The 23,589-nt window shown below is 65.2% G+C and carries 19 protein-coding genes; 12 read left to right on the top strand and 7 right to left on the bottom strand.

Annotation, left to right across the window (positions count from 1 at the left end; all coding sequences use genetic code 11):
- Nucleotides 1–98: 98 nt before the first annotated feature.
- The 4 genes from ACVIGA_RS33980 to ACVIGA_RS33965 all read right to left on the bottom strand — a co-directional run bounded on the left by ACVIGA_RS33980 (nt 99) and on the right by ACVIGA_RS33965 (nt 3,769).
- Entirely contained in the window at nt 99–1,094 is a 996-nt protein-coding gene (locus tag ACVIGA_RS33980) for an alpha/beta fold hydrolase (RefSeq protein WP_456669444.1), read from the bottom strand.
- An 11-nt stretch (nt 1,095–1,105) separates the two neighbouring features.
- Nucleotides 1,106–2,656 carry a WS/DGAT/MGAT family O-acyltransferase gene (locus ACVIGA_RS33975; RefSeq protein WP_223970663.1) on the bottom strand — a complete coding sequence of 517 codons (1,551 nt, stop codon included), beginning with the start codon at nt 2,654–2,656 and terminating at the stop codon, nt 1,106–1,108.
- Between the two features lie 58 nt (nt 2,657–2,714).
- Nucleotides 2,715–3,449, bottom strand: coding sequence for an esterase/lipase family protein (locus ACVIGA_RS33970; protein ID WP_456670946.1), 735 nt, complete (start codon nt 3,447–3,449; stop codon nt 2,715–2,717).
- A gap of 65 nt (nt 3,450–3,514) precedes the next feature.
- On the bottom strand, nt 3,515–3,769 hold the full coding sequence (locus ACVIGA_RS33965; RefSeq protein WP_456669443.1) for a DUF6489 family protein: 255 nt from the start codon (nt 3,767–3,769) through the stop codon (nt 3,515–3,517).
- 399 nt (nt 3,770–4,168) lie between these two features.
- Between ACVIGA_RS33965 and ACVIGA_RS33960 the strand changes: the two genes are divergently transcribed.
- The 12 genes from ACVIGA_RS33960 (at nt 4,169) to ACVIGA_RS33905 (ending at nt 18,068) form a co-directional block, all read left to right on the top strand.
- Nucleotides 4,169–5,767 carry an ABC transporter substrate-binding protein gene (locus ACVIGA_RS33960; protein WP_456669442.1) on the top strand — a complete coding sequence of 533 codons (1,599 nt, stop codon included), beginning with the start codon at nt 4,169–4,171 and terminating at the stop codon, nt 5,765–5,767.
- A gap of 105 nt (nt 5,768–5,872) precedes the next feature.
- Nucleotides 5,873–6,853: an ABC transporter permease gene (locus tag ACVIGA_RS33955; RefSeq protein ID WP_456669441.1), complete on the top strand. Its 981-nt coding sequence runs from the start codon at nt 5,873–5,875 to the stop codon at nt 6,851–6,853.
- Between the two features lie 11 nt (nt 6,854–6,864).
- Nucleotides 6,865–7,830 (top strand): ABC transporter permease, encoded by a 966-nt coding sequence (locus tag ACVIGA_RS33950; protein ID WP_456669440.1) that lies wholly within the window; start codon nt 6,865–6,867, stop codon nt 7,828–7,830.
- Complete coding sequence (locus tag ACVIGA_RS33945; RefSeq protein WP_456669439.1) at nt 7,827–8,810, top strand: ABC transporter ATP-binding protein; 984 nt, start codon at nt 7,827–7,829, stop codon at nt 8,808–8,810. The genes ACVIGA_RS33950 and ACVIGA_RS33945 overlap by 4 nt, the downstream gene beginning before the upstream one ends.
- On the top strand, nt 8,807–9,802 hold the full coding sequence (locus ACVIGA_RS33940; protein ID WP_456669438.1) for an ABC transporter ATP-binding protein: 996 nt from the start codon (nt 8,807–8,809) through the stop codon (nt 9,800–9,802). The genes ACVIGA_RS33945 and ACVIGA_RS33940 overlap by 4 nt, the downstream gene beginning before the upstream one ends.
- 100 nt (nt 9,803–9,902) lie before the next feature.
- Complete coding sequence (locus ACVIGA_RS33935; protein ID WP_456669437.1) at nt 9,903–11,708, top strand: gamma-glutamyltransferase family protein; 1,806 nt, start codon at nt 9,903–9,905, stop codon at nt 11,706–11,708.
- 9 nt (nt 11,709–11,717) lie between these two features.
- Nucleotides 11,718–12,428, top strand: a complete 711-nt coding sequence (locus ACVIGA_RS33930; RefSeq protein ID WP_456669436.1) for a DUF1028 domain-containing protein — start codon at nt 11,718–11,720, stop codon at nt 12,426–12,428.
- A complete protein-coding gene (locus ACVIGA_RS33925; protein WP_456669435.1) occupies nt 12,425–13,414 on the top strand; it encodes an ABC transporter ATP-binding protein in 990 nt (329 codons plus the stop codon). Before ACVIGA_RS33930 ends, ACVIGA_RS33925 begins: the two co-directional genes overlap by 4 nt.
- Nucleotides 13,411–14,493, top strand: coding sequence for an ABC transporter ATP-binding protein (locus ACVIGA_RS33920; RefSeq protein ID WP_456669434.1), 1,083 nt, complete (start codon nt 13,411–13,413; stop codon nt 14,491–14,493). Before ACVIGA_RS33925 ends, ACVIGA_RS33920 begins: the two co-directional genes overlap by 4 nt.
- 33 nt (nt 14,494–14,526) lie before the next feature.
- A complete protein-coding gene (locus tag ACVIGA_RS33915; RefSeq protein ID WP_456669433.1) occupies nt 14,527–16,038 on the top strand; it encodes an ABC transporter substrate-binding protein in 1,512 nt (503 codons plus the stop codon).
- 193 nt (nt 16,039–16,231) lie between these two features.
- Nucleotides 16,232–17,173, top strand: coding sequence for an ABC transporter permease (locus ACVIGA_RS33910; protein WP_456669432.1), 942 nt, complete (start codon nt 16,232–16,234; stop codon nt 17,171–17,173).
- A gap of 4 nt (nt 17,174–17,177) precedes the next feature.
- The gene (locus ACVIGA_RS33905; protein WP_456669431.1) at nt 17,178–18,068 is read left to right on the top strand and encodes an ABC transporter permease; all 891 of its coding nucleotides are present in this window, start codon (nt 17,178–17,180) and stop codon (nt 18,066–18,068) included.
- A gap of 136 nt (nt 18,069–18,204) precedes the next feature.
- Here the strand turns inward: ACVIGA_RS33905 and cnbZ are convergent, their stop codons facing one another.
- The 3 genes from cnbZ to ACVIGA_RS33890 all read right to left on the bottom strand — a co-directional run bounded on the left by cnbZ (nt 18,205) and on the right by ACVIGA_RS33890 (nt 23,589).
- Complete coding sequence (gene cnbZ, locus ACVIGA_RS33900; RefSeq protein WP_456669430.1) at nt 18,205–18,948, bottom strand: 2-amino-5-chloromuconate deaminase CnbZ; 744 nt, start codon at nt 18,946–18,948, stop codon at nt 18,205–18,207.
- A gap of 262 nt (nt 18,949–19,210) precedes the next feature.
- Complete coding sequence (locus ACVIGA_RS33895; protein WP_456669429.1) at nt 19,211–22,312, bottom strand: multidrug efflux RND transporter permease subunit; 3,102 nt, start codon at nt 22,310–22,312, stop codon at nt 19,211–19,213.
- Nucleotides 22,313–22,395: 83 nt separating this feature from the next.
- Nucleotides 22,396–23,589: an efflux RND transporter periplasmic adaptor subunit gene (locus tag ACVIGA_RS33890; protein ID WP_223968059.1), complete on the bottom strand. Its 1,194-nt coding sequence runs from the start codon at nt 23,587–23,589 to the stop codon at nt 22,396–22,398.

Raw genomic sequence — 23,589 nt, 5'->3', positions numbered from 1 at the left:
GGAGCGCGCCCCGCGCGCGTCTCGAAGGATGGCCGCTTGCTCCAGTCCCTCTCATCCTTCGAGGCGCGCCGAAACCGGCGCGCACCTCAGGATGACGTCTAGCCGAATTTTCGCTTACGCCACTCAATCAGCTTGGCGCTGACCTCGTCCGGCTTTTCCTGCTGCGTCCAATGGCCGCTGTCGTGGACCAGATACTTTTCGAGGTCCGGCACCAGCTTCTCCATTCCATCGGCAGCCGAGGGCGGCAGCACCGCGTCGTTCTCGGCCATGATCATCAGCGACGGCACCCGCACATTGTGGTCCAGCCCCGCCGAACGTTCCCAGTTGCGGGTGAAGTTGCGATACCAGTTGATGCCGCCGGTGAAGCCGGTCCTGGTGAAAGTGTCGACGAACACCTTCTTCTCCTCGGCCGACAGGATCGGCGTCCGCGGATCGTGCTTGGCGTCGTAGTTCGCGATCATCTGCGGGAACGCCAGGTTGAGCCGCGCCGAGGCGCCGACGCCGGCGATCGGCTGTTCCTCCGGTGCGCCCGGCGGGCGCGCCGCCGGCTTGCGCATGAAGGCATCGAAGGTCTGTTCCACGCGGCTGCCGAAGATCCGATCGGGCTCGCGCGCCAGATCCTGGAACTGGACGATGTACATCTGGTCGCCGAAGCGCTGGCGGAACAGCGCGATCGGGTCCATCGGCGCGCGGTTCAAATGCGGCGTGTTGACGCCGACGACGCCGGCGACCCGCGACGGATGTCTGAGCGGCATCTGCCAGACGACAAAGCCGCCCCAGTCGTGACCGACGAAGATCGCCTTGTCGATCTTGAGATGGTCGAGCAGGCCGACGAGGTCGCCGGTCAGGTGCTCCATGTCGTACGCCTCGACCGGCTCCGGCCGGTCGGTCGCGCCATAGCCGCGCTGATCCGGCGCAATCACCCGGATGCCGGCCTCGCCCAGCGCCTTGATCTGATGGCGCCAGGAGAACGCCAGTTCGGGCCAGCCGTGGCACAACACCACGGGCGGCGTGTCGGTCTTGGGGCCTGCTTCGTAAAACCCCATGCGAATGCCGTTCGTCTCGGCGAACTGCAGCGGTGGCATGTCGATCATTGCAGGAATTCCTATTCGGCCGCGCCCTTGATGTCGGCAGGCGGAGGCGCGAACGCCGCCTCGAGTACATCGAATTCGAGCGGCAGCATGTCGCACATCACCTGCACATGCGGAATGATGTTGGCACCGACGATGAAGCCGAAATCGAGTTGATCGCGGTAGCTCTGCACAGTGATGTTGAGCGCCACGCCGTGGGTCGAGATCGAAACCGGGAAGATGTGCAGCAGCTCCGCGCCCGCCGCGTACAGCGTCTGCCGCGGCCCCGGTACGTTCGACACCGTGATGTTGGTCGCCGGCGGCAGCACGTTGGAGAGGTCAGATCGGCTGTAGAGCAAGGCCAGAACCTGCACCACGATCGGCGCGCCCAAGAGCGAGATGTTGGAGACCTGCGGCACCAGGGCGCGCAGCGGATGCGACATCTCCTTGGACTTGGTCGACTGCGCGATGATGGTTTCCAGCCGCTTCTTCGGATCCTCGACGTCGGTCGCGATCGAGCAGATCATGCCGAACACCTGGTTGTTGGATTCGGCGTTGCCTTCCTCGCGCAGCGAGATCGGCACGCCGGCGGTCAGCGACTTGTTCGGCAGCGCGCCCTGGCTGATCAGATAGCGCCGCACCACGCCCGAGGCGAGCGCCAGCACGACGTCGTTAAGCTTGCCGCCAGAGGCTTTCGCCAGCGCCTTGGCGCGCGACAGCGAGATCGAGGTGCCGGCAAAGCTGCGCTCCGACGAGATCGCCTTGTTGAGGATGGTCGGCGGCGAGGCCATCGCCTGCAGGCTCTCGCGCGACCTCGGATCGGCGACCTTGGCGACGACGTCGGAGAGGCTCTTGAGCACGGTCGGCATCGAGCCTGCGAACTTCACCGCGCTCTCGATCTGGAACATGGCGTTGTCGAACAGGATCGAGCCGAGGTCGCTCTTGCCGGAGCGCGGCAGCTCCAGGCTCTTCTGCGCGGCGGCGGCCGCCTCGAACGGCTGGGTCCAGAGCTGCTGATAGGCGTCGATCAAGTTGGCCGCGATGTCGCGCGGCTCCTGCGCGACCTTTTTCGCGCTCGGCGGCTCGATCTGCCGCGGCACCGGCGTCAGGTCATAGATCATGCTGGTCAGCGCCGCGCCGGCGCCACCGTCGATGCAGGCGTGGTGCATCTTGGAATAGAGCCCGATCTCGTTGTCCTTCATGCCCTCGAAGACGTAGAACTCCCAGAGCGGGCGGGCGCGGTTCAACAGCTTGGCATGCATCCAGCCGACGATGCGCTCCAGCGTGGCGCGGTCGCGTGGCGCAGGCAGGCTGGCGCGGAAGATGTGGCGGTCGATGTCGAACTGATCATCCTCGACCCAGGACGGGTGGTCGATGTCGAGCGGCGCCTTCTGCAGCCGCGCCTTGAGGATCGGCGCGACGTGCAGCCGCGAGGCGATCATCGCCTTGAACTCCTCGAAGAAGTCGCCCTTGTAGCCGTCGGGCAGCCGGAAGATCGCCATGCTGCCGACATGCATCGGCATTTCCGGCGTTTCCAGATACAGAAACGATGCGTCCAGCGAGGACAGCTTCTTGGCGTCGCTCATGATTTCCTCCCGAGAGCCAACTCACGCGGGCGCCTTGGCGGCGCTTCTCGTCGTTCAGTCAGGATAGTGCCTGTTCTGCCGGCCCATAGGCAATGGCAAAGGGGCCCGAGCGGTCAAAATGCCGGAACTCCCCTTCCGGCTGTGCCAGCCGGTCCGCGATCGCCCACAGCGCTGCGGGGTTGACGCCGAGGCCGAGATGGCTGGCGAAATGCACCTCGATGTTCTCAGCGGTCGCCGACGGCCGCACCCGTGAGGTCCGCCAGTTCACGATGCCGTCGGTGCGGGAATAGATCGAGGTTGCCGGCACCGGCATGTCGCCGGCGATCGCCGCGCGGATTTCGGGAATGGCGTCCACCCCCTCGCCGGACAGCAGCTCGTACAGCCGGGTCGCGTTGGTGGCGCGGATGTCGTCGGCGAACGGGCTGCCGAGCGTGATGATGGAGCGCACCAGCTCGGGCATCTGCGACGCCAGGTCGCGCGCATAGACGCCGCCGAGGCTCCAGCCGACGATCGAGACCTTGCGCCCCGACGCCTCATGGACCCGTTTCAGCAGGTCGCGCAGCGCAGTCCGCCTGCTGGAGATCCCGCCGAAATTGCGGCCCATGTTCCAGGCGTAGGCGTCATAGCCGAGCTCCTTCAGATAGCGCCGCATCGGCGCCATCGAAAGGTCGCTGGCGAGGAAGCCGGGCAGCGCCAGCACCGGATGACCGTCGCCCTTCGGCGCCTGCATCAGCAGCGGCGACAGCAGCAGGCTCGAATTCAGCTCGAGCACGCCGCGCGCTTCCGCCAGCATCAGGAACAGGCTGGGTGGGCGCAATCGGCGTTCGGCCGCATCAACGCTCCCTTTCGCGGCCGCCACTATTTCTTATCCTTCTTGGCCAAGCCGCCGAGGCCGGCCATCGTCACGAACATGTCCTGGAAGCGCTCGGCGAGCTTGGGATCGAAGGTGAACCAGCTTTGCATCAACGCTTCCGGCGAAACCTTCTCGATGTTCGACATCATCTGCTGCTGCAGCCTGTCCATCACCGCGTTCTGCATCGGTGCCACGTCCGGCAGACCGAAGAACTGGCGCGCTTCAAGGGGCGTACAATCTATCTCGACGTTGACCTTCATATCCGCCTCCTCAAATGCGCCTGGCCCGCCTCAGTATCGCCGGGACCGGGCCGGTCACGCAAGCGAGCCGTACCTGCCCCGATGTCCAGTCGGCCTCAATCATCCGTTATGGTCAACCAAACCGTTTGGAACGGCGGCTTCAAACCGTTTGGCGCGACCGGCATCAGCCTGGCTCGTCGGCGATCAATCCCGTGACCGGCGAGCGGCACTCCGAAAGTCGAATGTCACGCGCCCGCACCAAGCGCCTACTCTCCTTGCGCATTCATTGCGCTGCACCCGCGCGAACCGATTAACCCTTTGGGAAATCGCGCTTGCGCGGCCGGCAAACTCTGGCAACATGCATCAATAATACCAGCCGGACAAAGCAGCCGGCGGACAAAAACGGGGACGCGGGATCACATGTCGGTACGTTGGAGTTTGTTTGCGGCGGCTGCCGTCGCGCTGGTCGCCTTTGCCTTGCCGGCATCGGCCCAGACGCTGAAATACGCCAATCAAGGCGAGCTGAAGTCGCTGGATCCGTACACGCTGAAGGAAACCACGACGATCGCGCACCACGCGCACGTCTACGAAGGCCTCACCGCGCGCGACAAGGACCTCAAGATCATTCCGGCGCTGGCGGAAAGCTGGGAGACGCTGAGCCCGACCAAATGGCGCTTCCATCTGCGCAAGGGCGTGAAATTCCACAATGGCGACCCCTTCACCGCCGACGACGTGCTGTTCTCCGCCGACCGCGTCCGCGCCAAGGGCTCCAACTTCCTGAGCAACGTCCCGGCCGACGCCAAGTTCACCAAGGTCGACGATTACACCGTCGACGTGACGCTGGACTCGCCCAATCCCATCCTGACCTCGCAGTGGGATAGCTGGTACATCATGGACAAGAAGTGGAGCGAGGAGAACAACGCCGTCGCACCGACGCCGGCCTCCGCGACCACGCCGAGCTACGCCGCGCTGCACGAGAACGGCACCGGTCCCTTCACGATCGAGAGCCACCAGCCCGGCGTGAAGACCGTGTTCAAGGCATTTCCGGGCTATTGGCGCAAGCCCGAGCATAATCTCAAGGAGATCATCTTCACCCCGATCGGCTCCGACGCCACTCGCGTCGCCGCGCTGCTCTCGGGCGAGGTCGATGTCATCGAACCGGTTCCGCTGCAGGACATCCAGCGCGTCAATTCCAGCGGCGTCGCCACCGTCATGACCGCGCCGGAGATCCGCACCATCTTCATCGGCATGGATATGGCGCGCGACGAGCTGCTGTACTCCAACATCAAGGGCAAGAATCCGTTCAAGGACATCAAGGTCCGCGAAGCCTTCTACAAGACGATCGACGTCGACCTGATCAAGACCCGCGTGATGCGCGGCATGTCGACGCCCTCGACCCTGATGATCGCGCCCGAGCTCTATCCGCTGTCGAAGGAGTTCACCCGGCCGAAGCTCGACCCGGAAGGTGCCAAGAAGCTCTTGGCCGAGGCCGGCTATCCGAACGGCTTCGAAGTCACGATGGATTGCCCGAACGACCGCTACGTCAACGACGCGGCGATCTGCCAGGCGGTGGTCGGCATGCTGGCCCGCATCGGCATCAAGGTGAACCTGCTGGCGCAGCCGAAGGCACAGTATTTCGGCAAGGTGCTGAAGCCCGGCGGCTACCAGACCTCGTTCTTCATGCTGGGCTGGACGCCCGCGACATCAGACTCGCACAACGTGCTGCACGACATCCTCGGCTGCCGTGACGATCCGAAAGATTCGACCCGGGGCGAGGCCAATCTCGGCGGCTATTGCAACAAGGAAGTCGACGCGCTCACCGACAAGGTCCTGATCGAGAGCGACACGGCCAAGCGCGACCAGTTGATCAAGCAGGCCTACGAGATCGTCATCAAGGATTACGGCTACATTCCGCTGCATCAGCAACCGCTGGTGTGGGGCGTGTCGAAAAAGGTCAAATTGACCCAGCGCGCAGACAACCAGGTGCTGCTCTACTGGGCGACCAAGCAAGGTGAATAGTGGTTGCAGCGAATTGGGTCCCGGAAGCGCAGGCTTCCGGGACCTCTCGGTTTTCGGCCGCGCAAAGCCGCGCGCGCCGGATGCCAAAAGCAGTGAAAGGTAGAGATGCTCGCTTTCACTCTTCGCCGCGTGCTGCAGGCGATCGGCGTGATGCTCGCCGTAGGCGTCATTGCGTTCGCAATGTTCCGCTTCGCCGGCGATCCGGTGAGCCAGATCGTCTCGATCGACACCTCGGCCGCGCAGCGCGCTGAAATCCGGCGCTCGCTCGGCCTGGATGATTCCGTACTGGTGCAGTTCGGCCGCTACTTCATCAATGCGCTGCAGTTCAAGTTCGGCGTGTCCTACCAGTTCCGCCTGCCGGTCTCATCGTTGCTGGCGGAGCGCCTGCCCGCGACGCTGGAGCTTGCGATCTGCGCCACGCTGTTCGCGATGGTCGCCGGCATCCTGATGGGGGTCTATTCGGCGCTGCGCCGCGACACCGTGCTCGCCAAATTATTCCAGGCCGTATCGCTGGTCGGCATTTCGTTGCCGACCTTCCTGATCGGCATCCTCCTGATCTATCTGTTCGCGGTGACCTTGGGCTGGCTGCCCTCCTTCGGCCGCGGCGAGGTGGTGAAGCTCGGTTGGTGGACCACCGGGCTGCTCACCGTCTCGGGCCTGAAGGCGCTGATCATGCCGGCGATCACGCTCGGATTGTTCCAGATGACCCTGATCATGCGGCTGGTGCGCGCCGAAATGCTGGAAGTGCTGCGGACCGACTATATCCGCTTCGCTCGCGCGCGTGGGCTGACCACGCGCGCGATCCATTTCGGCCATGCGCTGAAGAACACCCTGGTTCCGGTGATCACCGTCGCCGGCCTGCAGTTTGGCTCGGTTATTGCTTTCTCGATCATCACCGAAACCGTGTTCCAATGGCCGGGCATGGGACTTCTGTTCGTGCAGGCCGTGCAGAATGTCGATATCCCGATCATGGCCGCGTATCTGTTGATGGTCTCGCTGATCTTCGTCACCATCAATCTCGTGGTGGACATCCTCTACACCGTGGTCGATCCGCGCTTGCGCTCGACCATCGGCCGCGCGACGTGAGGGGCTGACCGATGTCCGACGCCGTCGTCCCCCATCGCTCCGAAGATCACCCGCAGGCACCTGCTGCCGGCTGGTTCAGACGCGCGCTCGACAGCGACATCCTCTATTCGTTCCGCCGTTCCAGGCTGACGATGGTCGCCGCGGTGATCACGCTGTTGTTCTTCCTGCTGGCGATCTTTGCGTCATGGCTTGCGGTGCAGAACCCGTTCGATCCGGCGCAGCTGCAGTTGATCAACTCGCGGATCGCGCCGCTATGGACCGCCGACGGCCAGAGCCCGTTCCTGCTCGGCACCGACGAGCAGGGCCGCGACGTACTCTCGGCAATCCTCTACGGCCTGCGCATCTCGCTTGCGGTCGGAGTTGCCGGCGTGGTGTTCGCCGGCGCGCTCGGGATCGCCCTCGGGCTGGTCGCCGGTTATTTCGGCGGCGTGGTCGACAGCGTGATCATGCGGATTGCCGACGTCCAGCTCACCTTCCCGGCGATCCTGATCGCGCTCCTGGTCAACGGTGTCGCCAAATCGCTGCTCGGCAACCGGCTTGACGAGATGAGCACGTTCGGCGTGCTGATCATCGCGATCGGCCTCAGTTTCTGGGTGCAATATGCCCGCACCGTGCGCGGCTCGGTGATGGTCGAGAAGAACAAGGATTACGTGGCGGCGGCGCAGCTGATCGGCCTGCCGGCGCCGAAGATCATGCTGCGGCACGTGCTGCCGAATACGATGGGCCCGATCCTGGTCATCGCCACCATCAACCTCGCGCTCGCGATCATCACCGAGGCGACGCTGTCGTTCCTCGGCGCCGGCATGCCCGACACCATGCCCTCGCTCGGCACCCTGATCCGGATCGGCAACAATTATCTATTCGCCGGCGAATGGTGGATCGTCGCCTTCCCGGGCATTGCCCTGGCGGGCCTGATCCTCTCCATCAACCTGCTCGGCGACTGGCTGCGCGACGCATTGAACCCAAAGCTCCGATGACCCAGCCTGTTCTCTCCGTGCGCAATCTCGAGGTGGAATTCGTCACCCGCCGCGCGATCTTGCGCGCCATCAACGGCGTGTCGTTCGACATCGCCAAGGGCGAGGTGCTCGGCGTCGTCGGCGAGTCCGGCGCCGGCAAGTCGGTCACCGGGCTTGCGGTGATCGGGCTGATCGATCCGCCTGGTCGTATCTCCGGCGGCGAGATCGAACTATCGGGCACGCGGATCGACCATCTGCCGCCGGAAGAGATCCGCAGAGTCCGAGGCAAGCGGATCGGCATGATCTTCCAGGATCCGCTGACCAGCCTCAATCCGCTCTACCGGATCGGCGACCAGATCATCGAGACCATACGCACCCACACCAATTTGAGCGAAAGCGCTGCGCGCCGGCGCGCTATCGATCTTCTGGCCGAGGTCGGCATCCCTGCGCCGGAAAAGCGCATCGACGGCTACCCGCACGAATTCTCCGGCGGCATGCGCCAGCGCGTCGTGATCGCGCTCGCGATCTGCGCCGAGCCCGAGCTGATCATCGCGGACGAGCCGACCACCGCGCTCGACGTCTCGGTGCAGGCGCAGATCATCACGCTGATCAAGCGGCTCGGCCGCGACCACGGCACCGCCGTGATGCTGGTGACCCACGACATGGGCGTCATCGCGGAGACCTGCGACCGCGTCGCGGTGATGTATTCCGGCCGCATCGCCGAGATCGGCCCGGTGCAGGAAGTGGTGCGCAACCCGCTGCATCCCTACGCCAAGGGCCTGATGGGCGCGATTCCGACGCTCGCGGGCGAGGACAAGCGCCTGGTGCAGATCCCGGGCTCGATGCCGCGGCTGTCGGCGATCCCGCAAGGCTGCCCGTTCAATCCGCGCTGTGCGTTTGTGTTCGATCGCTGCCGCGTCGAACGCCCCGAGCCGATCCGGCATGGTGACCAATCGGTCGCCTGCCATCTGTTCGAGCCGGCGAAGGAGACGGCGGCATGAGCGGGACGTTGATCGAGGTCAAGAACCTGCGCCGCGTCTTCGACGTCTCGAAACCGTGGCTCAACCGCGTGATCGAAGGCGGCCATCTCGAATTCCTGAAGGCTGTCGACGGCGTCAGCTTCGACATCAAGCGCGGCGAGACGTTTGCACTGGTCGGCGAATCCGGCTCCGGCAAGACCACGGTTGCGCGCATGGTCGTCGGCCTGCTGCCGCCGAGCTCGGGCGAAGTCGTCATCGACGGCGTCTCGATGACCGACCCGCGGCAGGCCCAGGCGCGCCGCCGGCTGCGCCGGCGCATCCAGATGGTCTTCCAGGACCCTTATGCGAGCCTCAATCCGCGCTGCCGCGTCGCCGCCATCGTCGCCGAGCCGATCCGCGCCTTCGACCTGATCGAGGGCGAGCGCGACATCAAGGCCCGGGTCGGCGAATTGCTCTCGCTGGTCGGCCTGCACCCCGACGACGGCCAGAAATTCCCGCATGAATTTTCCGGCGGCCAGCGCCAGCGCATCGCGATCGCCCGCGCGCTGGCGTCCGAGGCCGAGTTCATCGTCTGCGACGAGCCGACCTCGGCGCTCGACGTCTCGGTGCAGGCGCAGATCCTCAATCTGATGCGCGACCTGCAGGACAAGTTCGGCCTGACCTATCTCTTCATCAGCCACAATCTCGCGGTTGTGCGCCACATGGCGAGCCGGATCGGCGTGATGTATCTCGGCCGCATCGTCGAGATCGCCGAGGGCCGGAAATTGTTCGAGAACCCGCGGATGCCCTACACCAAGATGCTGCTCGGCGCGGTTCCGGACCTTGCGATGTCCGGCCGCCAGCGCATCCCGGTCAAGGGCGAGATCCCGAACCCGATCGATCCGCCGCGGGGCTGCGCGTTCAACCCGCGCTGTCCCCTCGCCTTCGATCTCTGCCGCGAAAAAGCGCCGGAACTGATTGACGGCGTCGCCTGCCACGCCGTCAACAGCCCGGCCGCCGCCGTTCCGGCATGATCACGCGGATGGGAGCGGCCATGTCCACCAAGCGGTTGGCATGCCAGCCCGCCTGTGATCAAGTGCGCGCGCCACAAGACCCAGCCGGAAGCGCAGCCCCATGAGCAACGTCAACCCCGATCCGTTCACCACAAGGCCCGAGATCGAAGGCACCTTCGGTGTCGTCACCTCGACCCACTGGATCGCGACCGCGGTCGGCATGGCAGCGCTTGAGAAAGGCGGCAACGCCTTCGACGCCGGCGTTGCAGCGGCGTTCACGTTGCAGGTGGTCGAGCCGCATCTGAACGGCCCCGGCGGCGACGTCCCGCTCATCGTGCACGACGTCAAGCGCGGCAAAACCGAAGTGATCTGCGGCCAGGGACCGGCGCCGGCGAAAGCCACGATTGCGCATTATCGCAGCGAAGGCCTCGAAATGGTGCCCGGCACCGGCCTGCTCGCGGCCTGTGTGCCCGGCACGTTCGAAACCTGGATGCTGCTGCTGCGCGACTACGGCACGATGAAGCTGCGCGACGTGCTGGAGCCCGCGATCGCCTATGCCCGCGACGGCCATCCGCTGGTCGAACGCGCGTCGGCTACCATCAAGACAGTCGAGCAGCTGTTCCGGAAATACTGGTCCACGTCGGCCGACGTCTATCTGCCCAACGGCGAAGTGCCGAAGCCCGGCACCCTCTTTACCAACAAGAAGCTCGCCGAGACCTATGCACGCATCCTGACCGAGGCGGAGAGCGCCGGTAGCGACCGCGTCGCACAGATCGAGCGCGCGCGGCAGGCATGGTCGAAGGGCTTCGTCGCCGAGGCGATCGACAAGTTCTGCCGCACCCAGGAGGTGATGGATGTCTCCGGCTCGCCGCATCGCGGCGTGCTCTCGGCCGACGACATGGCGCGCTGGCAGCCGACCATCGAAGCGCCGCTGACCTACGATTACGGCCGCTACACCGTGCAGAAGTGCGGCGTCTGGAGCCAGGGTCCGGTGATGCTGCAGCAGCTCGCGCTGCTGAAGGGTTTCGAGCTCGACGGGCTCGATCCCGCGGGCCCCGACTTCATCCATTTGCAGATCGAAGCCGCCAAGCTTGCCTATGCCGATCGCGAGACGTTCTACGGCGATCCGAAGTTCACTGAGATCCCGATCGAAACGCTGCTGTCCGATGCCTACAACAACGAACGGCGCAAGCTGATCTCGAAGGACAAGGCTTCGCTCGACTTCCGCCCCGGCTCGGTCGCAGGTTTCGGCGGCGTCGTGAAGCTGCGGCACGCCGAAGGGCATCGCGAGGCGGTCGGCGCGATGGGCGCGGGCGAACCGACCGTCGGCCGGTTCGGCGAGGTGCGCGGCGACACCGTGCATTTCGACATCATCGACAAGGCCGGCAACATGATCTCGGCGACGCCGTCCGGCGGCTGGCTGCAATCCTCGCCTGTCATTCCCGAGATCGGCTTCTGCCTCGGCAGCCGCGCCCAGATGTTCTGGCTGGAGGAAAACCACCCTGCCTCGCTGGCGCCGGGCAAGCGGCCGCGCACCACGCTGTCGCCGACCATGGCGCTGCGCGACGGCGAGCCGTATCTCTCCTGGGGCTCGCCGGGCGGCGACCAGCAGGATCAGTGGATCACGCAGTTCTTCCTGCGCCATGTCCACGCGAGACTCAATCTGCAGGAGGCGATCGACGCGCCGGCCTGGCACTCCGAGCATTTCCCGATCTCGTTCTGGCCGCGCACTTCGCGGCCCGGCGTGCTGGTGCTGGAGAATCGCGTGCCGAAATCGACCATCGACGAATTGAAACGTCGCGGCCATGTGGTCGAGATTGGGCCGGATTGGTCGGAAGGCCGCCTCACCGCGGCCTCGAAGGTCGGCCCCCGCCGCCGCGCCGCCGCCAACCCGCGCGGCATGCAGGGTTACGCCGCGGGCCGCTAGAGGTTTGGGATGACCTGGTCGATCATCGCCCGCGACAGCGCCACCGGCCAGCTCGGCATCGCGGTCGCGACGCGGTTCTTCGCGGTCGGCGCGCTGGTGCCGCACATTGCGCCTGGGATCGGCGCCATCGCGACGCAGGCGCTGGTCAATCCCTATTACGGCATCGACGGCCTCGCGCTGCTGCGCGATGGCAACAGCCCGCATGAGACAATCGCGGCGCTGCTCGCGCCCGACGGCGGCCGCGAGAGTCGGCAGGTGCATGTCATGGACAGCAAGGGCCGGATCGCCGCGCATTCCGGCAAGGATTGCATCGACTGGTTCGGCCATATCGCCGGCGACGGCTTCTCGATCGCCGGCAACATGCTGGCCGGGCCCGCCGTGCTCGATGAGACCACGCGCGTCTATGCCGCGAACGAGAAGCTGCCGTTCGCAGAGCGGCTGATCACGGCGATGTTCGCCGGCGAGGCGGCCGGCGGTGACAAGCGCGGCAAGCAATCAGCCGCCGTCCTGATCCACGGAACCGAGCAATGGCCGTTGCTCGATCTGCGGGTCGACGACCACGCCGATCCCTTGCGCGAGCTGGAACGGCTGGAAGCAGTCAGCCGCGAGCACTGGGTGCCGTTCCGGGACTTCATGCCGACTCGCGACAACCCGGCCGGAATCAGCGACCGCGCCAGGATCGAGGCCGGCATCGCAGCGGCAACCAAGAGCCGCGAATGACCGCCGGCCCGCTGATCGAGATCGAGGGCCTGCGCGTCACCTTCCACGGCGACGACGGCCGCACGACGCATGCCGTCGACAGCGTTGATCTTTCCGTCGCCAACGGCGCCACACTCGGCCTGGTCGGCGAGTCCGGCTGCGGCAAGAGCGTCACCTCGCTCGCGATCATGGGGCTGTTGCCGAAGCAGTCCGCCGTGGTTTCCGGCGCGATCCGCTTCGACGGCTTCGACCTGCTCGACGTGCCGGATGCGACGCTGCGCGACCTGCGCGGCAATCGGCTCGCGATGATCTTCCAGGAGCCGATGATGTCGCTCAATCCGAGCTTCACGATCGGCGACCAGATCGCCGAGACGATATTGCGCCACCGCGGCGGCTCCCGGCGCGCGGCACGCGAGCGCACCATCGAGCTGCTGCGCCGCGTGCATATCCCCTCGCCCGAGAAGCGCATCGACGAATATCCGCACAAGCTGTCCGGCGGCATGCGCCAGCGCGTGATGATCGCCATGGCGCTGGCCTGCGATCCGCAGCTCTTGATCGCCGACGAGCCGACCACCGCGCTCGACGTCACGCTGCAAGCCCAGATCCTCGATCTGATGCGCGAACTGAAGGCCGCGAGTGGGGCTGCGATCATCCTGATCACCCACGATCTCGGCGTCGTCGCCGAGGTCTGCGACGAGGTCGCGGTGATGTATGCGGGTGAGATCGTCGAGCGCGCGCCGGTCGACGAGCTGTTTGCCAATCCGCAGCATCCCTACACGGTCGGCCTGCTCGGCTCGATCCCGCGGCTCGACCGCCGCACCAGCCATCTCGCCACCATCGAGGGCATGGTGCCGAACATGGCGAACCCGCCGGCGGGCTGCCGCTTCGCCGCGCGCTGCCCGTTCGTGGAAGATGCCTGCACCCGGTCGCCGCCGCCGCTCGTGTTGCTGAGCGCGACCCACGCCTCGCGCTGCATCCGCGCGCCGCTGGAAAGGCTGGTGTCATGACTGCGCTGCTCGAGGTCGAAGGGCTGGTGAAGCATTTCGTCGCCGAACGCTCGGTGTTCGGACGGCCGACCGCTCATGTGAAGGCGGTCGATGGCGTCAGCTTCACGGTCGAGGCCGGCAAGACGCTGGCGCTGGTCGGCGAATCCGGCTGCGGCAAATCCACCGTCAGCCGCCTGGTGCTGCGGCTGATCGAGCCGGACGCCGGACGTATCCATTTCGAGGGCCGCGACCTCCGCACGCTCAATGCCGAGCAGCTGCGCGCGTTCCGCCGCGACGCACAGCTGATCTTCCAGGACCCCTACGCCTCGCTCAACCCGCGCATGACGGTGAGCCAGATCCTGACCGAGCCGCTGGCGCTGCACAATCTCGTCCCGGCGGCGGGCCGCCGCGAGCGGGTCGAGGAGCTGTTGCGCCTGGTCGGGCTCGAGCCGCGCTTTGCGCGCCGCTATCCCCATGAATTCTCCGGCGGCCAGCGCCAGCGCATCGCGATTGCCCGCGCGCTCGCGGTCGAGCCGAAGCTGATCATCTGCGACGAGCCGGTGTCGGCGCTCGACGTCTCCATCCGCTCGCAGATCCTGAATTTGCTGCGCGACCTGCAGGATCGTCTGAAGCTCGCCTACATCTTCGTCTCGCACGATCTGGCCGTCGTGAAGCACATCGCCGACCGGGTCGCCGTGATGAATCTCGGCACCATCGTCGAGACGGCGGAGGCGCAGGCGCTGTTCGCCGCGCCGCGCCATCCCTACAGCCGCGCGCTGTTGTCGGCGATCCCGGTGCCGAAGCCGCGCGCCAGGCGCAGCCGCATCGTGCTGGAGGGCGAGCTGCCGAGCGCGCTCAATCCGCCGTCCGGCTGCCGCTTCCATACCCGCTGCCCCTATGTGATCGCGCGCTGCCGCAGCGAAGTGCCGCAGTTGCGCGAAGATGGCACCGGATATGCAACGGCCTGTCACCGAACGGGCGAGCTGCCCGGCGCGGAGGCGATCGTGCCGTCCGATGGCGGGTTCTCACCGACACTGGAAAAGCTGGTGGCGGCGTTCAATACGGCGGAAGCCCAGGGGCGGCCCGGGGTTATTTCGTAAGGAACAAATGCGCAGGGGATTAAGGGGTTGGCGATGAGATTTTGGCGCTTGGCGGTCCTGATGGCAGCACTCGTGACCTGGTGCGGAACGAGCGCGCGTGTCGAGACCACGCTTCGCATCGGGCTCGCCGAGGATCCCGACATCCTCGATCCTTCAATCGGACGCACCTATGTCGGCCGCATCGTCTTTTCGGCCTTCTGCGACAAGCTGTTCGACATCGACGAGAAGCTGAATATCGTTCCGCAACTCGCGCTGTCCTACGAGAACTCGGCTGACGGCAAGGAGATGACGATCAAGCTCCGGCCGGGCGTCAAGTTCCACGATGATGAGCCGTTCGACGCCGAAGCCGCCAAATTCTCGCTGGAGCGCCATCTGACGCTGCCGACCTCGTTTCGCAAACCCGAACTGGCCGCGCTCGACCATGTCGACGTCGTCGATCCCCTGACCATCAAACTGGTGCTCAAGACGCCCTACTCGCCGCTGATCGCCCAGTTGACCGACCGCGCCGGCATGATGGTCTCGCCGAAGGCGGTGAAGGAAGCGGGCGACAAATTCGGCCTGCATCCGGTCTGCGCCGGACCCTACAAGTTCGTCGAACGCGTGCAGCAGGACCGCATGGTGTTCGAGAAGTTCGGGGACTACTGGAACAAGGACAACGTCTTCATCGATCGCATCGTGTTCCTTCCCATCGTCGATGCTACGGTGCGGCTCGCCAATCTGAAATCCGGCGGGCTCGACCTGATCGAGCGCGTGCTCGCCACCGACATCAAGGACGTCCGCGCCGACAAGCGGCTTGTGCTGTCGACCGCGCCCGAACTCGGTTATCTCGGCCTCACCATCAACATCGGCAACGACAAGAGCAAGGGGCCGCTCAGCCAGTCGGAAAAAGTGCGCCAGGCGCTCGACCTGTCGATTGACCGCGAGGCGCTCAACCAGGTCGTCTTCAACGGAGAGTTCACGCCGGGCAATCAATGGGTCAGCCCGGTCCATCCCTACTATCAGAAGGCTTTTCCGGTTCGGGGACGCGACATTGCCAAGGCCAAGGCGCTGCTGAAGGAGGCCGGTGTCGCGCTGCCTGTCGCCATCGACTACATGGTCCCCAAAGGGGCCGAGAACGAAGCCGTGGCCCAGGTCGTGCAGTCGATGGCGGCCGAAGCGGGCTTCGACATCAAGATCCGCGTGGTCGAATTTGCGACGACTTTCAAGCAGGCCCAGGCCGGCGAGTTTCAGGTGTTTCAGATCAACTGGAGCGGCCGGATCGATCCCGACGGCAATTCCTATGTCTTCCTGCACACCAAGGCGCCGCAGAACGACGGCGGCTATTCCAACGCGGAAGCCGACAAGTTGATGGAAGATGCGCGGCTGATCAACGATCCCGCCCAGCGCAAGGCGATCTACGAGAAGATGACCAAGATCGTGCTCAATGACGAGCCCATCATCTACATCTATCACCGCACGCTTTTGATCGCGCACACCGCCAAGGTCGAGGGTTACCGACAGATGCCGGATGGATTGGTGCGCGTGGTCGGGCTGAAATTGAAATGATGACCGGCCGCATTGGTGCTCTCTCCGCTCCCTCCCCCCTTGTGGGGGAGGGCTGGGGTGGGGGGTGCCACGAACTCGGAGTCCCGTTGGGTTACCCCCCTCCCTGCCCCTCCCCCACAAGGGGGGAGGGAACGGTAGCAGCTCGCCATAGCGTCACACTTCATCTCCCGCCGCGCAAAGATAGACGCCCACCATGCTGAACTTCCTCGCCAAGCGGCTGGTTCAGCTGGTCCCTACGCTGTTCTTCGTCTCGCTCCTGATCTTCTCGCTGCAACACCTGCTGCCCGGCGATCCGGCACTCGTGATGGCCGGCGAGGAGCGCGATCCGGCCGTGATTGAACAGATCCGCCAGCAATACCACCTGGATCAACCGATCCCGGTGCAATACGCCTATTGGGTCAAGGGCGTGCTGATGGGTGACCTCGGCGAATCCCTGCGCAACAAGATGCCGGTGTCGAGCCTGATCGCGCAGAAGCTGCCGGTAACGATGCAGATCGCCGGCATGGCGATCGTGGTCGCCTTTCTGATCGGGATTCCCGCCGGCATCATCTCGGCGGTGAAGAAAGGCACCGCCTGGGATTACGGCGCCAACCTGTTCGCGCTGTGGGGTATCTCGACGCCGAATTTCTGGCTCGGCATCATGCTGATCTTCCTGTTCTCCGTCGAACTTGGCTGGCTGCCGGCCTCCGGCTACGTGCCGCTCAGCGAAAACTGGCGCGCGAGTCTCGCCGCATCCGTCATGCCGGCCTTCGTGCTCGGCAACGCGATCGCCGCGGTCCTGATGCGGCATACGCGAAGCGCCATGCTGCAGGTGCTGGAGAGCGATTATGTCCGCACCGCACGCGCCAAGGGCCTCTCCGAGCGCACGGTGATCCTCAAGCATGCGATGCGCAACGCACTGACGCCGATCATCACGCTCGGCGCGCTCGAGCTCGGCACGCTCCTCTCCGGTGCGGTTCTCACCGAGCAGATCTTCTCGATCCCGGGCTTCGGCAAGCTGATCGTCGATGCCGTGTTCAACCGCGACTATGCCGTCGTGCAGGGCGTGGTGCTGACGACGGCGACGATCTACATCACACTCAACCTGATCGCCGACATCGCCTACATCCTGGTCAATCCACGGCTGAGGGGCTGATCGGATGACCGACGCTGTACTCGTGACATCAGCTGCGCTTGCCGCCGCCGAGACGCTCGAAAGCCCGGCACGGCGCGCTGGGCGGCGGCTGATCCGGCGCAAGGGCGCCGTGCTCGGGCTTGCCGTGATCGCGCTCTTCATCCTGCTTGCCGTGTTCGCGCCGCTGATCGTGCCCTATGATCCGATCGCGACCAGCTGGTCGCTGGTCCGCAAGGCGCCGTCGCTGCAGCACTGGTTCGGCACCGACGAGCTCGGCCGCGACGTGCTCGCTCGCGTCGTGTTCGGCGCCCGCGCCTCGCTGCTCGCCGGCGTGATCTCGGTCAGCATCGCGCTTGCGATCGGCGTGCCGCTCGGCCTGCTCGCCGGCTATCGCGGCGGCTTCATCGACGCCCTGATCAGCCGCATCACCGATGCGATGCTGGCCTGCCCGTTCCTGATCCTGGCGATCGCGCTCGCCGCCTTTCTCGGGCCGAGCCTCGGCAACGCGATGATCGCGATCGGCGTCTCGGCGACCCCGATCTTCATCCGCCTGACCCGCGGCCAGGTGATGAGCGTCAAGGTCGAGGACTATGTCGAGGCGGCGCGCGCCATGGGCAATCCGCGCTGGCGCATCGCGCTGGTCCACATCCTGCCCAACATCCTGCCGGCGCTGCTGGTGCAGGCGACGCTGTCAATCGCGGCCGCGATCATCGCCGAGGCCGCGCTGTCCTTCCTCGGCCTCGGCCAGCAGCCGCCGGCGCCGTCCTGGGGCAGCATGCTCAACGCCGCGCAACGCTTCCTGACCAGCGCGCCATGGATGGCGATCTGGCCGGGGCTTGCGATCTTCCTGGTCGTGCTGTCGTTCAACTTGGTCGGCGACGGCCTGCGCGACGCGCTCGATCCGAAGGCGCGGTAGATATCTCACCGTCATGCTGAGGAGGCCGCGCAGCGGCCGTCTCGAAGCACGACGGCCCGACTGTGGCCGCGCATCCTTCGAGACGCCGCTTCGCGGCTCCTCAGGATGACGGGTCTTGCAGACCGCATCTCTCGATCTAAATCACCACCTCGCGCAACACCCTCCGGCAATCCATCTCGTATTCGAGATCGACCACCGGCGGGCGGCAGAAGTGCCAGGTCAGGCCGGAGCGCGTGGCACCGCGGCGGACCAGCTCGTCGACGATCACGGGATGGATGTCGTGCACGGTGTAGGCCTGCACCGCGGTTGTCTCCTGCCAGCCGAAGCTGAACTCCGCGAGACGGCGCTCCATCTCGCCGGCAGTGAAGCGGACCTTCTCCCGCCATGCGCCGGCGCTGAGATCGCGGTAGCAAATGATGCGGTCGGGATAGCTGGCAGTGCCACTGCGGGCCTCGGCGCCGCCGGCGATCACGAAGGATGGCGACACGCTCGTGCTCGGCCGCGTGAACGAGAAGGCGTGGAACGACGGCTCGGCCGGCGGATCGATCTCGGGACAGACATTGCTGCGCGCCACCGGATTGATGGTGCCGTCGAACAGGCCCCATTCGGCGAGCGTCTTGACGTAGTGCTGGTTAAAGGCGCGGAAGCCGTCCTCGGTGAAAGCCGCCGGCGAACGCAATTCGCAGGCGCAGAACGCGGTCAGCGGCCGGCCGGCGTCCTTGATGTAGGCCGCAATCCGCGCAAAGCCTTCCGCGAGCGGCACCAGGCGATCGAAGCGCACCCGCTCGATCTCATAGCCGGCGTTCGCCTGCGCACCGCTTGAATATTGGAACACGGCCGGAATGAACCGGTAATTGCCCGCCGCAAATTCGCTCGCCATGCCTGTTTCCTCCAGATCTTGTCCGCTTCACCTCTCCCGCTTGCGGGGGAGGTCGCCACGCGCAGCGTGGCGGGTGGGGGCTCTCTCAACGATGCGACTCGTGGAGAGAGCCCCCACCCCAGCCCTCCCCCGCAAGCGGGAGAGGGAGCGCAGCGCCGTCGCGGTTAGCGCTGCCGATCAACAAGGCTATCACGAGACAAAGAAAAGGCGGCAGTGGCTTTCGCCAAGTGCCGCCTTTCCTGCGAGCATGAGCTTGGAGGGCTCAGGTCGGTTTCAGTGCGCCGTCGCGGGCATCGAGTTCGTAGTCGGCGATCTGCTTGGCGCGCTCGGACCGGGCCGCGGCCTGGTGGTCGGTCGCGATCACCGTGTAGACCATCGGCAGCACGAACAGCGTGAACAGCGTGCCGATCGTCATGCCGGTGACGACGACGAGCCCGATCGAGAAGCGGCTGGCGGCGCCGGCGCCCGAGGCGGTGAGCAGCGGCAACAGGCCGGTGACCATGGCCGCCGTCGTCATCAGGATCGGACGCAGACGAATCCGGGCCGCCATCTCGATCGCCGAGCGACGGTCCAATCCCTCCTTGAGCTGCAGTTCGTTGGCGAACTCCACCATCAGGATACCGTGCTTGGTGATCAGTCCGACCAGCGTCAGCAGGCCCACCTGGGTGTAGATGTTCATGGTGGCGACGCCGAAGAACAGCGGGATCAGGGCGCCGACGATCGCCATCGGCACGGAGATCATGATCACGAACGGATCGCGCAAGCTCTCGAACTGCGCCGCCAGCACCAGGAAGATGATGATGATAGCGAACGCGAAGGTGACCAGCAGCTGGCTGCCTTCATGGACGTACTGGCGGGAGTCGGCCAGGAAGTCGTAGCTGAAGCCCGACGGCAGCTTCTTGGCTTCACCCTGCAGGAACTCGACCGCCTGCCCCATCGAGACGCCGGGCATCGGCACGGCCTGGAAGGTCGACGAGTTGAGCTGGTTGTAGTGGGTCAGCGCGTTCGGATCGACGCCGGTCTCGACCGTCACCACGGTCGACAGCCGGACCAGCTGCCCGGTCGCGGTCGGGACGTAGTAGTTGTCGAACGATTCCGGCGCGAGCCGGCTGGCGCGCGGCACCTGCGGAATCACCTGATAGGAGCGTCCTTCGAGGTTGAAGCGGTTGACGTAGTTGCCGCCGAGCAGGGTCGCCAGCGCGCCGCCGATCGACTGCATGGTGATGCCGAGGTCGCTCGCCTTGGAGCGATCGACCTTCACGCGGACCACCGGCTGGTTGAAGTCGAGGTCGCTGTCGGAGACGATGAACAGGCCGCTCTTGCGCGCGGCGTCCTTCAGCTTGTTCATCTGGTCGAACACCTGCTGGAATCCGGCTGTCGACGAGATCACCATCTGCACCGGCAGACCGCCGGGACCGCCGGGCAACGGCGGCAGGCTGAACGCGAACGCGCTGACGCCCTCGATCTTCGACAGCTCGGCCTGCACCAGCGGCTGCAGCGCCTGGGCCGAGCGCTTGCGCTCATCCCACGGCTTGAGCAGCATGCCGGCGAAGCCGCCCTGCGGACCGGTGATGCCGTTCAGGATGAACCGCAGGTCGGTCTCCGGGAACTTCTGGAACTCCTTGTCCATCTTGTCGCCGTAGAAATCGATGTAGTCGATGTTGGCGTATTTCGGCGCCTTGGTCACCGCGAACACGATGCCCTGGTCTTCCTGCGGCGCCAGCTCCTTCTGGATGTGCATGTAGAGGAAGCCGACCAGACCGAGGATGGTCACGGCGAACAGCGCCGTGATAGGGCGGTAGTCGAGCGAACGGTCGAGCTGGCGGCCATAGGCGCGCGTCAACGCGCCGAACACCCGATTGACCAGCCTGGCGAAACGCCCCTCTTCCGCGCTCTTCAGGAACACCGAGCACATCATCGGCGACAGCGTCAGCGCGATCACGCCCGACACGATCACCGAGCCGGCCAGCGTAAAGGCGAATTCGCGGAACAGCGTGCCGGTCACACCGCCGAGGAAGCCGATCGGCGCGTACACCGCCGCGAGCGTGATCGTCATCGAGACGACCGGGCCCACGATCTCGCGTGCACCTTTCAGCGATGCCTGCACGGGTGGCAGGCCCTCCTCGAGATGTCGATGGATATTCTCCACCACCACGATGGCGTCGTCGACCACGAGACCGATCGCCAGCACCATCGCCAGCAGCGTCAGCAGATTGAAGCTGAAGCCCGCGGCCAGCATCAGGATGCAGACGCCGATCAGCGACAGCGGAATGGTGACGACGGGGATGATCACCGAGCGCAGCGACGCCAGGAACAGGAAGATGACGACGACGACGATCAAGACGGCTTCAGTCAGCGTCTTCTGAACCTCGTCGATCGACGATTGGATGAACTTGGTGGAGTCGTAGGCCACCTTCATCTTCATCGACGGCGGCAAATTGCGCTCGAGGTCGGGGAACAGCGCGCGCACGCCCTTCACCAGGGTCAGCGGGTTGCCCTGCGGCGTCGCCTTGATGCCGATGAAGATCGCATGCTCGCCGTTGAAGGCGACGCTGGCGTCGGTCGACTGCGCCGCGAGCTCCACCGTCGCGATGTCCTCGATACGCACGAAGCCGCCGTCCTTCGCCTTCACGATCATTCGCTTGAACTGATCGATGTTCTGAAGGTCGGTATTGGCCGAGACGTTCGAGACGATGAAGAAGCCCTTGGTCTGGCCGGCGGCCGCCTGGAAGTTGTTGGCGGCGATCGCAGCCGCAACGTCGTTGGGTGACACGCCGCGTCCGGCCATCCGGTTCGGATCGAGCCAGACGCGCATCGCAAAGGTCTGGCCGCCCAGGATGTCGGCCGACGCGACGCCGTCGACCGTCGAGAGCACCGGCTGCACGACGCGGGTCAGATAGTCCGAGATCGCCGATCCGGTCAGCTCTTCGCTGGAGAAGCCGAGATACATCACGGCGATGGTGTCGCCGGTCGCCTTGCTCACGACTGGATCGAAGGCTTCCTTCGGGATCAGATATTTGACCGAATTGACCTTGGCGAGCACTTCGGTCAGCGCCTGGTTCGGATCGTGATTGAGCTTGACGTAGACCTGGATCGTCGAGGTGCCGAGCACCGAGTTCGACGTCATGTAGTCGACGCCTTCAGCCGAAGCGACGGCCTGCTCGATCGGCGTGGTGATGAAGCCGTTGATCAGCTCGGGCGACGCGCCGGGATATGACGTCGTGATCGTCACGACGGTATTCGACAGGTTCGGATATTGCCGGATCGGCAGCACCATCGCCGCGCGCAAGCCGATCAGGAGGATCAGCAGGCTAACGACGACCGACAGCACCGGGCGCTTGATGAAAATATCAGTGAAGGCCATCGCCAACTCGATTCGTGTTGTCTGCCGGTTGCGGCAACATGTGGCGGAGGGCCTATCGGCCCCCCGAGTTCAGATGATGAAGATCAGTAGCGCGGCGGCTCGGCCGGAACCGGCGGCTGCGGATCGTTCGAGATCGCAACAGCCATGCCCGATTGCAGCTTGATCTGGCCGACGGCCACGACCCTGTCCCCGGCCTTCAGGCCCTTGAGGATTTGGACGCGGCCTTCGACACGGTTGCCCGTCTTCACGAAGGTGCGGTCCGCGGTCAGGCTGGTCTTGCCGTCCTCGCCCTTCTTCTCGGTGATCAGGAACACCGAGTCTCCGTACAGCGTGTAGTCGACGGCGGTTTCGGGAATGGTCACGACCGGCGGCTTCTCGGGCAGCACGATCGTGGTGGTCGCGAACATGCCGGGCTTGAGAATGCTTTCCGGATTCTGGATCGTCGCCTGCACCCGGATGTTGCGGGTCTCGGTCGCGATCTGCGGCTCGATGGTGGTGATCTTGCCCTCGAAGGTGCGGCCCGGATAGGCGTCGACCGCGACCCGCACGGCCTGGCCGACCTTGATCTGCGAGCTCTGCTTCTCGGTCACGGTCAGGTTGGCGTACAGCACCGACAGATCGGTGAGCGACACGATCTGCGTGCCGGCCGTCAGATACTGGCCGACTTCAACCTGGCGAACGCCGAGATCGCCTTCGAACGGCGCGCGCACCAGCTTCTGCGAGATCAGCGCCTCGGTCTTGGCGATGCCCGCCTTGGCCTGGTCGTAGGTCGCCTGCGCTGTATCAACGGTCGACTGCGGCCCGAACTGACGCGACGCGAGCTGCTTGGCGCGGTCGAGCTGCTGCTCACCCACGGTCGCCTGCGCCTTGAAGCTGGCGAGGTCGCCCTGCTCCGGCGCGTCGAACAGCTGCACCAGCGGCGTGCCCGCCTTCACATGGCTACCGGCGGTGAAATGGATCTCGGTGATGCGGCCCGGCACGTCGGTCGTGACATTGACCTGGTGCACGGCGACGAGATCGCCGACGGCGGTCAGCAGATTCGGAATCACCTCAGTCTTCGCCTCGGCGACCGAGACGTTCGACGGCGGCGGCTTATTGTTGGCGAAGAACTGCGCGATCATGTGGCTGCGGAAGGCGTTGAAGCCGACCAGCGCGCCGACCAGCAGGGCCAGCAACAATCCCACGATGATGAACCAACGCACCAGGCGGACGGGACGCTTGGCTTGCTTCTCCTTGAGCGGTTGCCCCGAGATGTGGCTTTCGGTCTGGATATTCAT

The sequence above is a fragment of the Bradyrhizobium sp. USDA 3240 genome (assembly GCF_054063295.1).
Note: the sequence above shows the minus strand (reverse complement) of the source record. Positions and strands in the feature narration are given on the sequence as shown.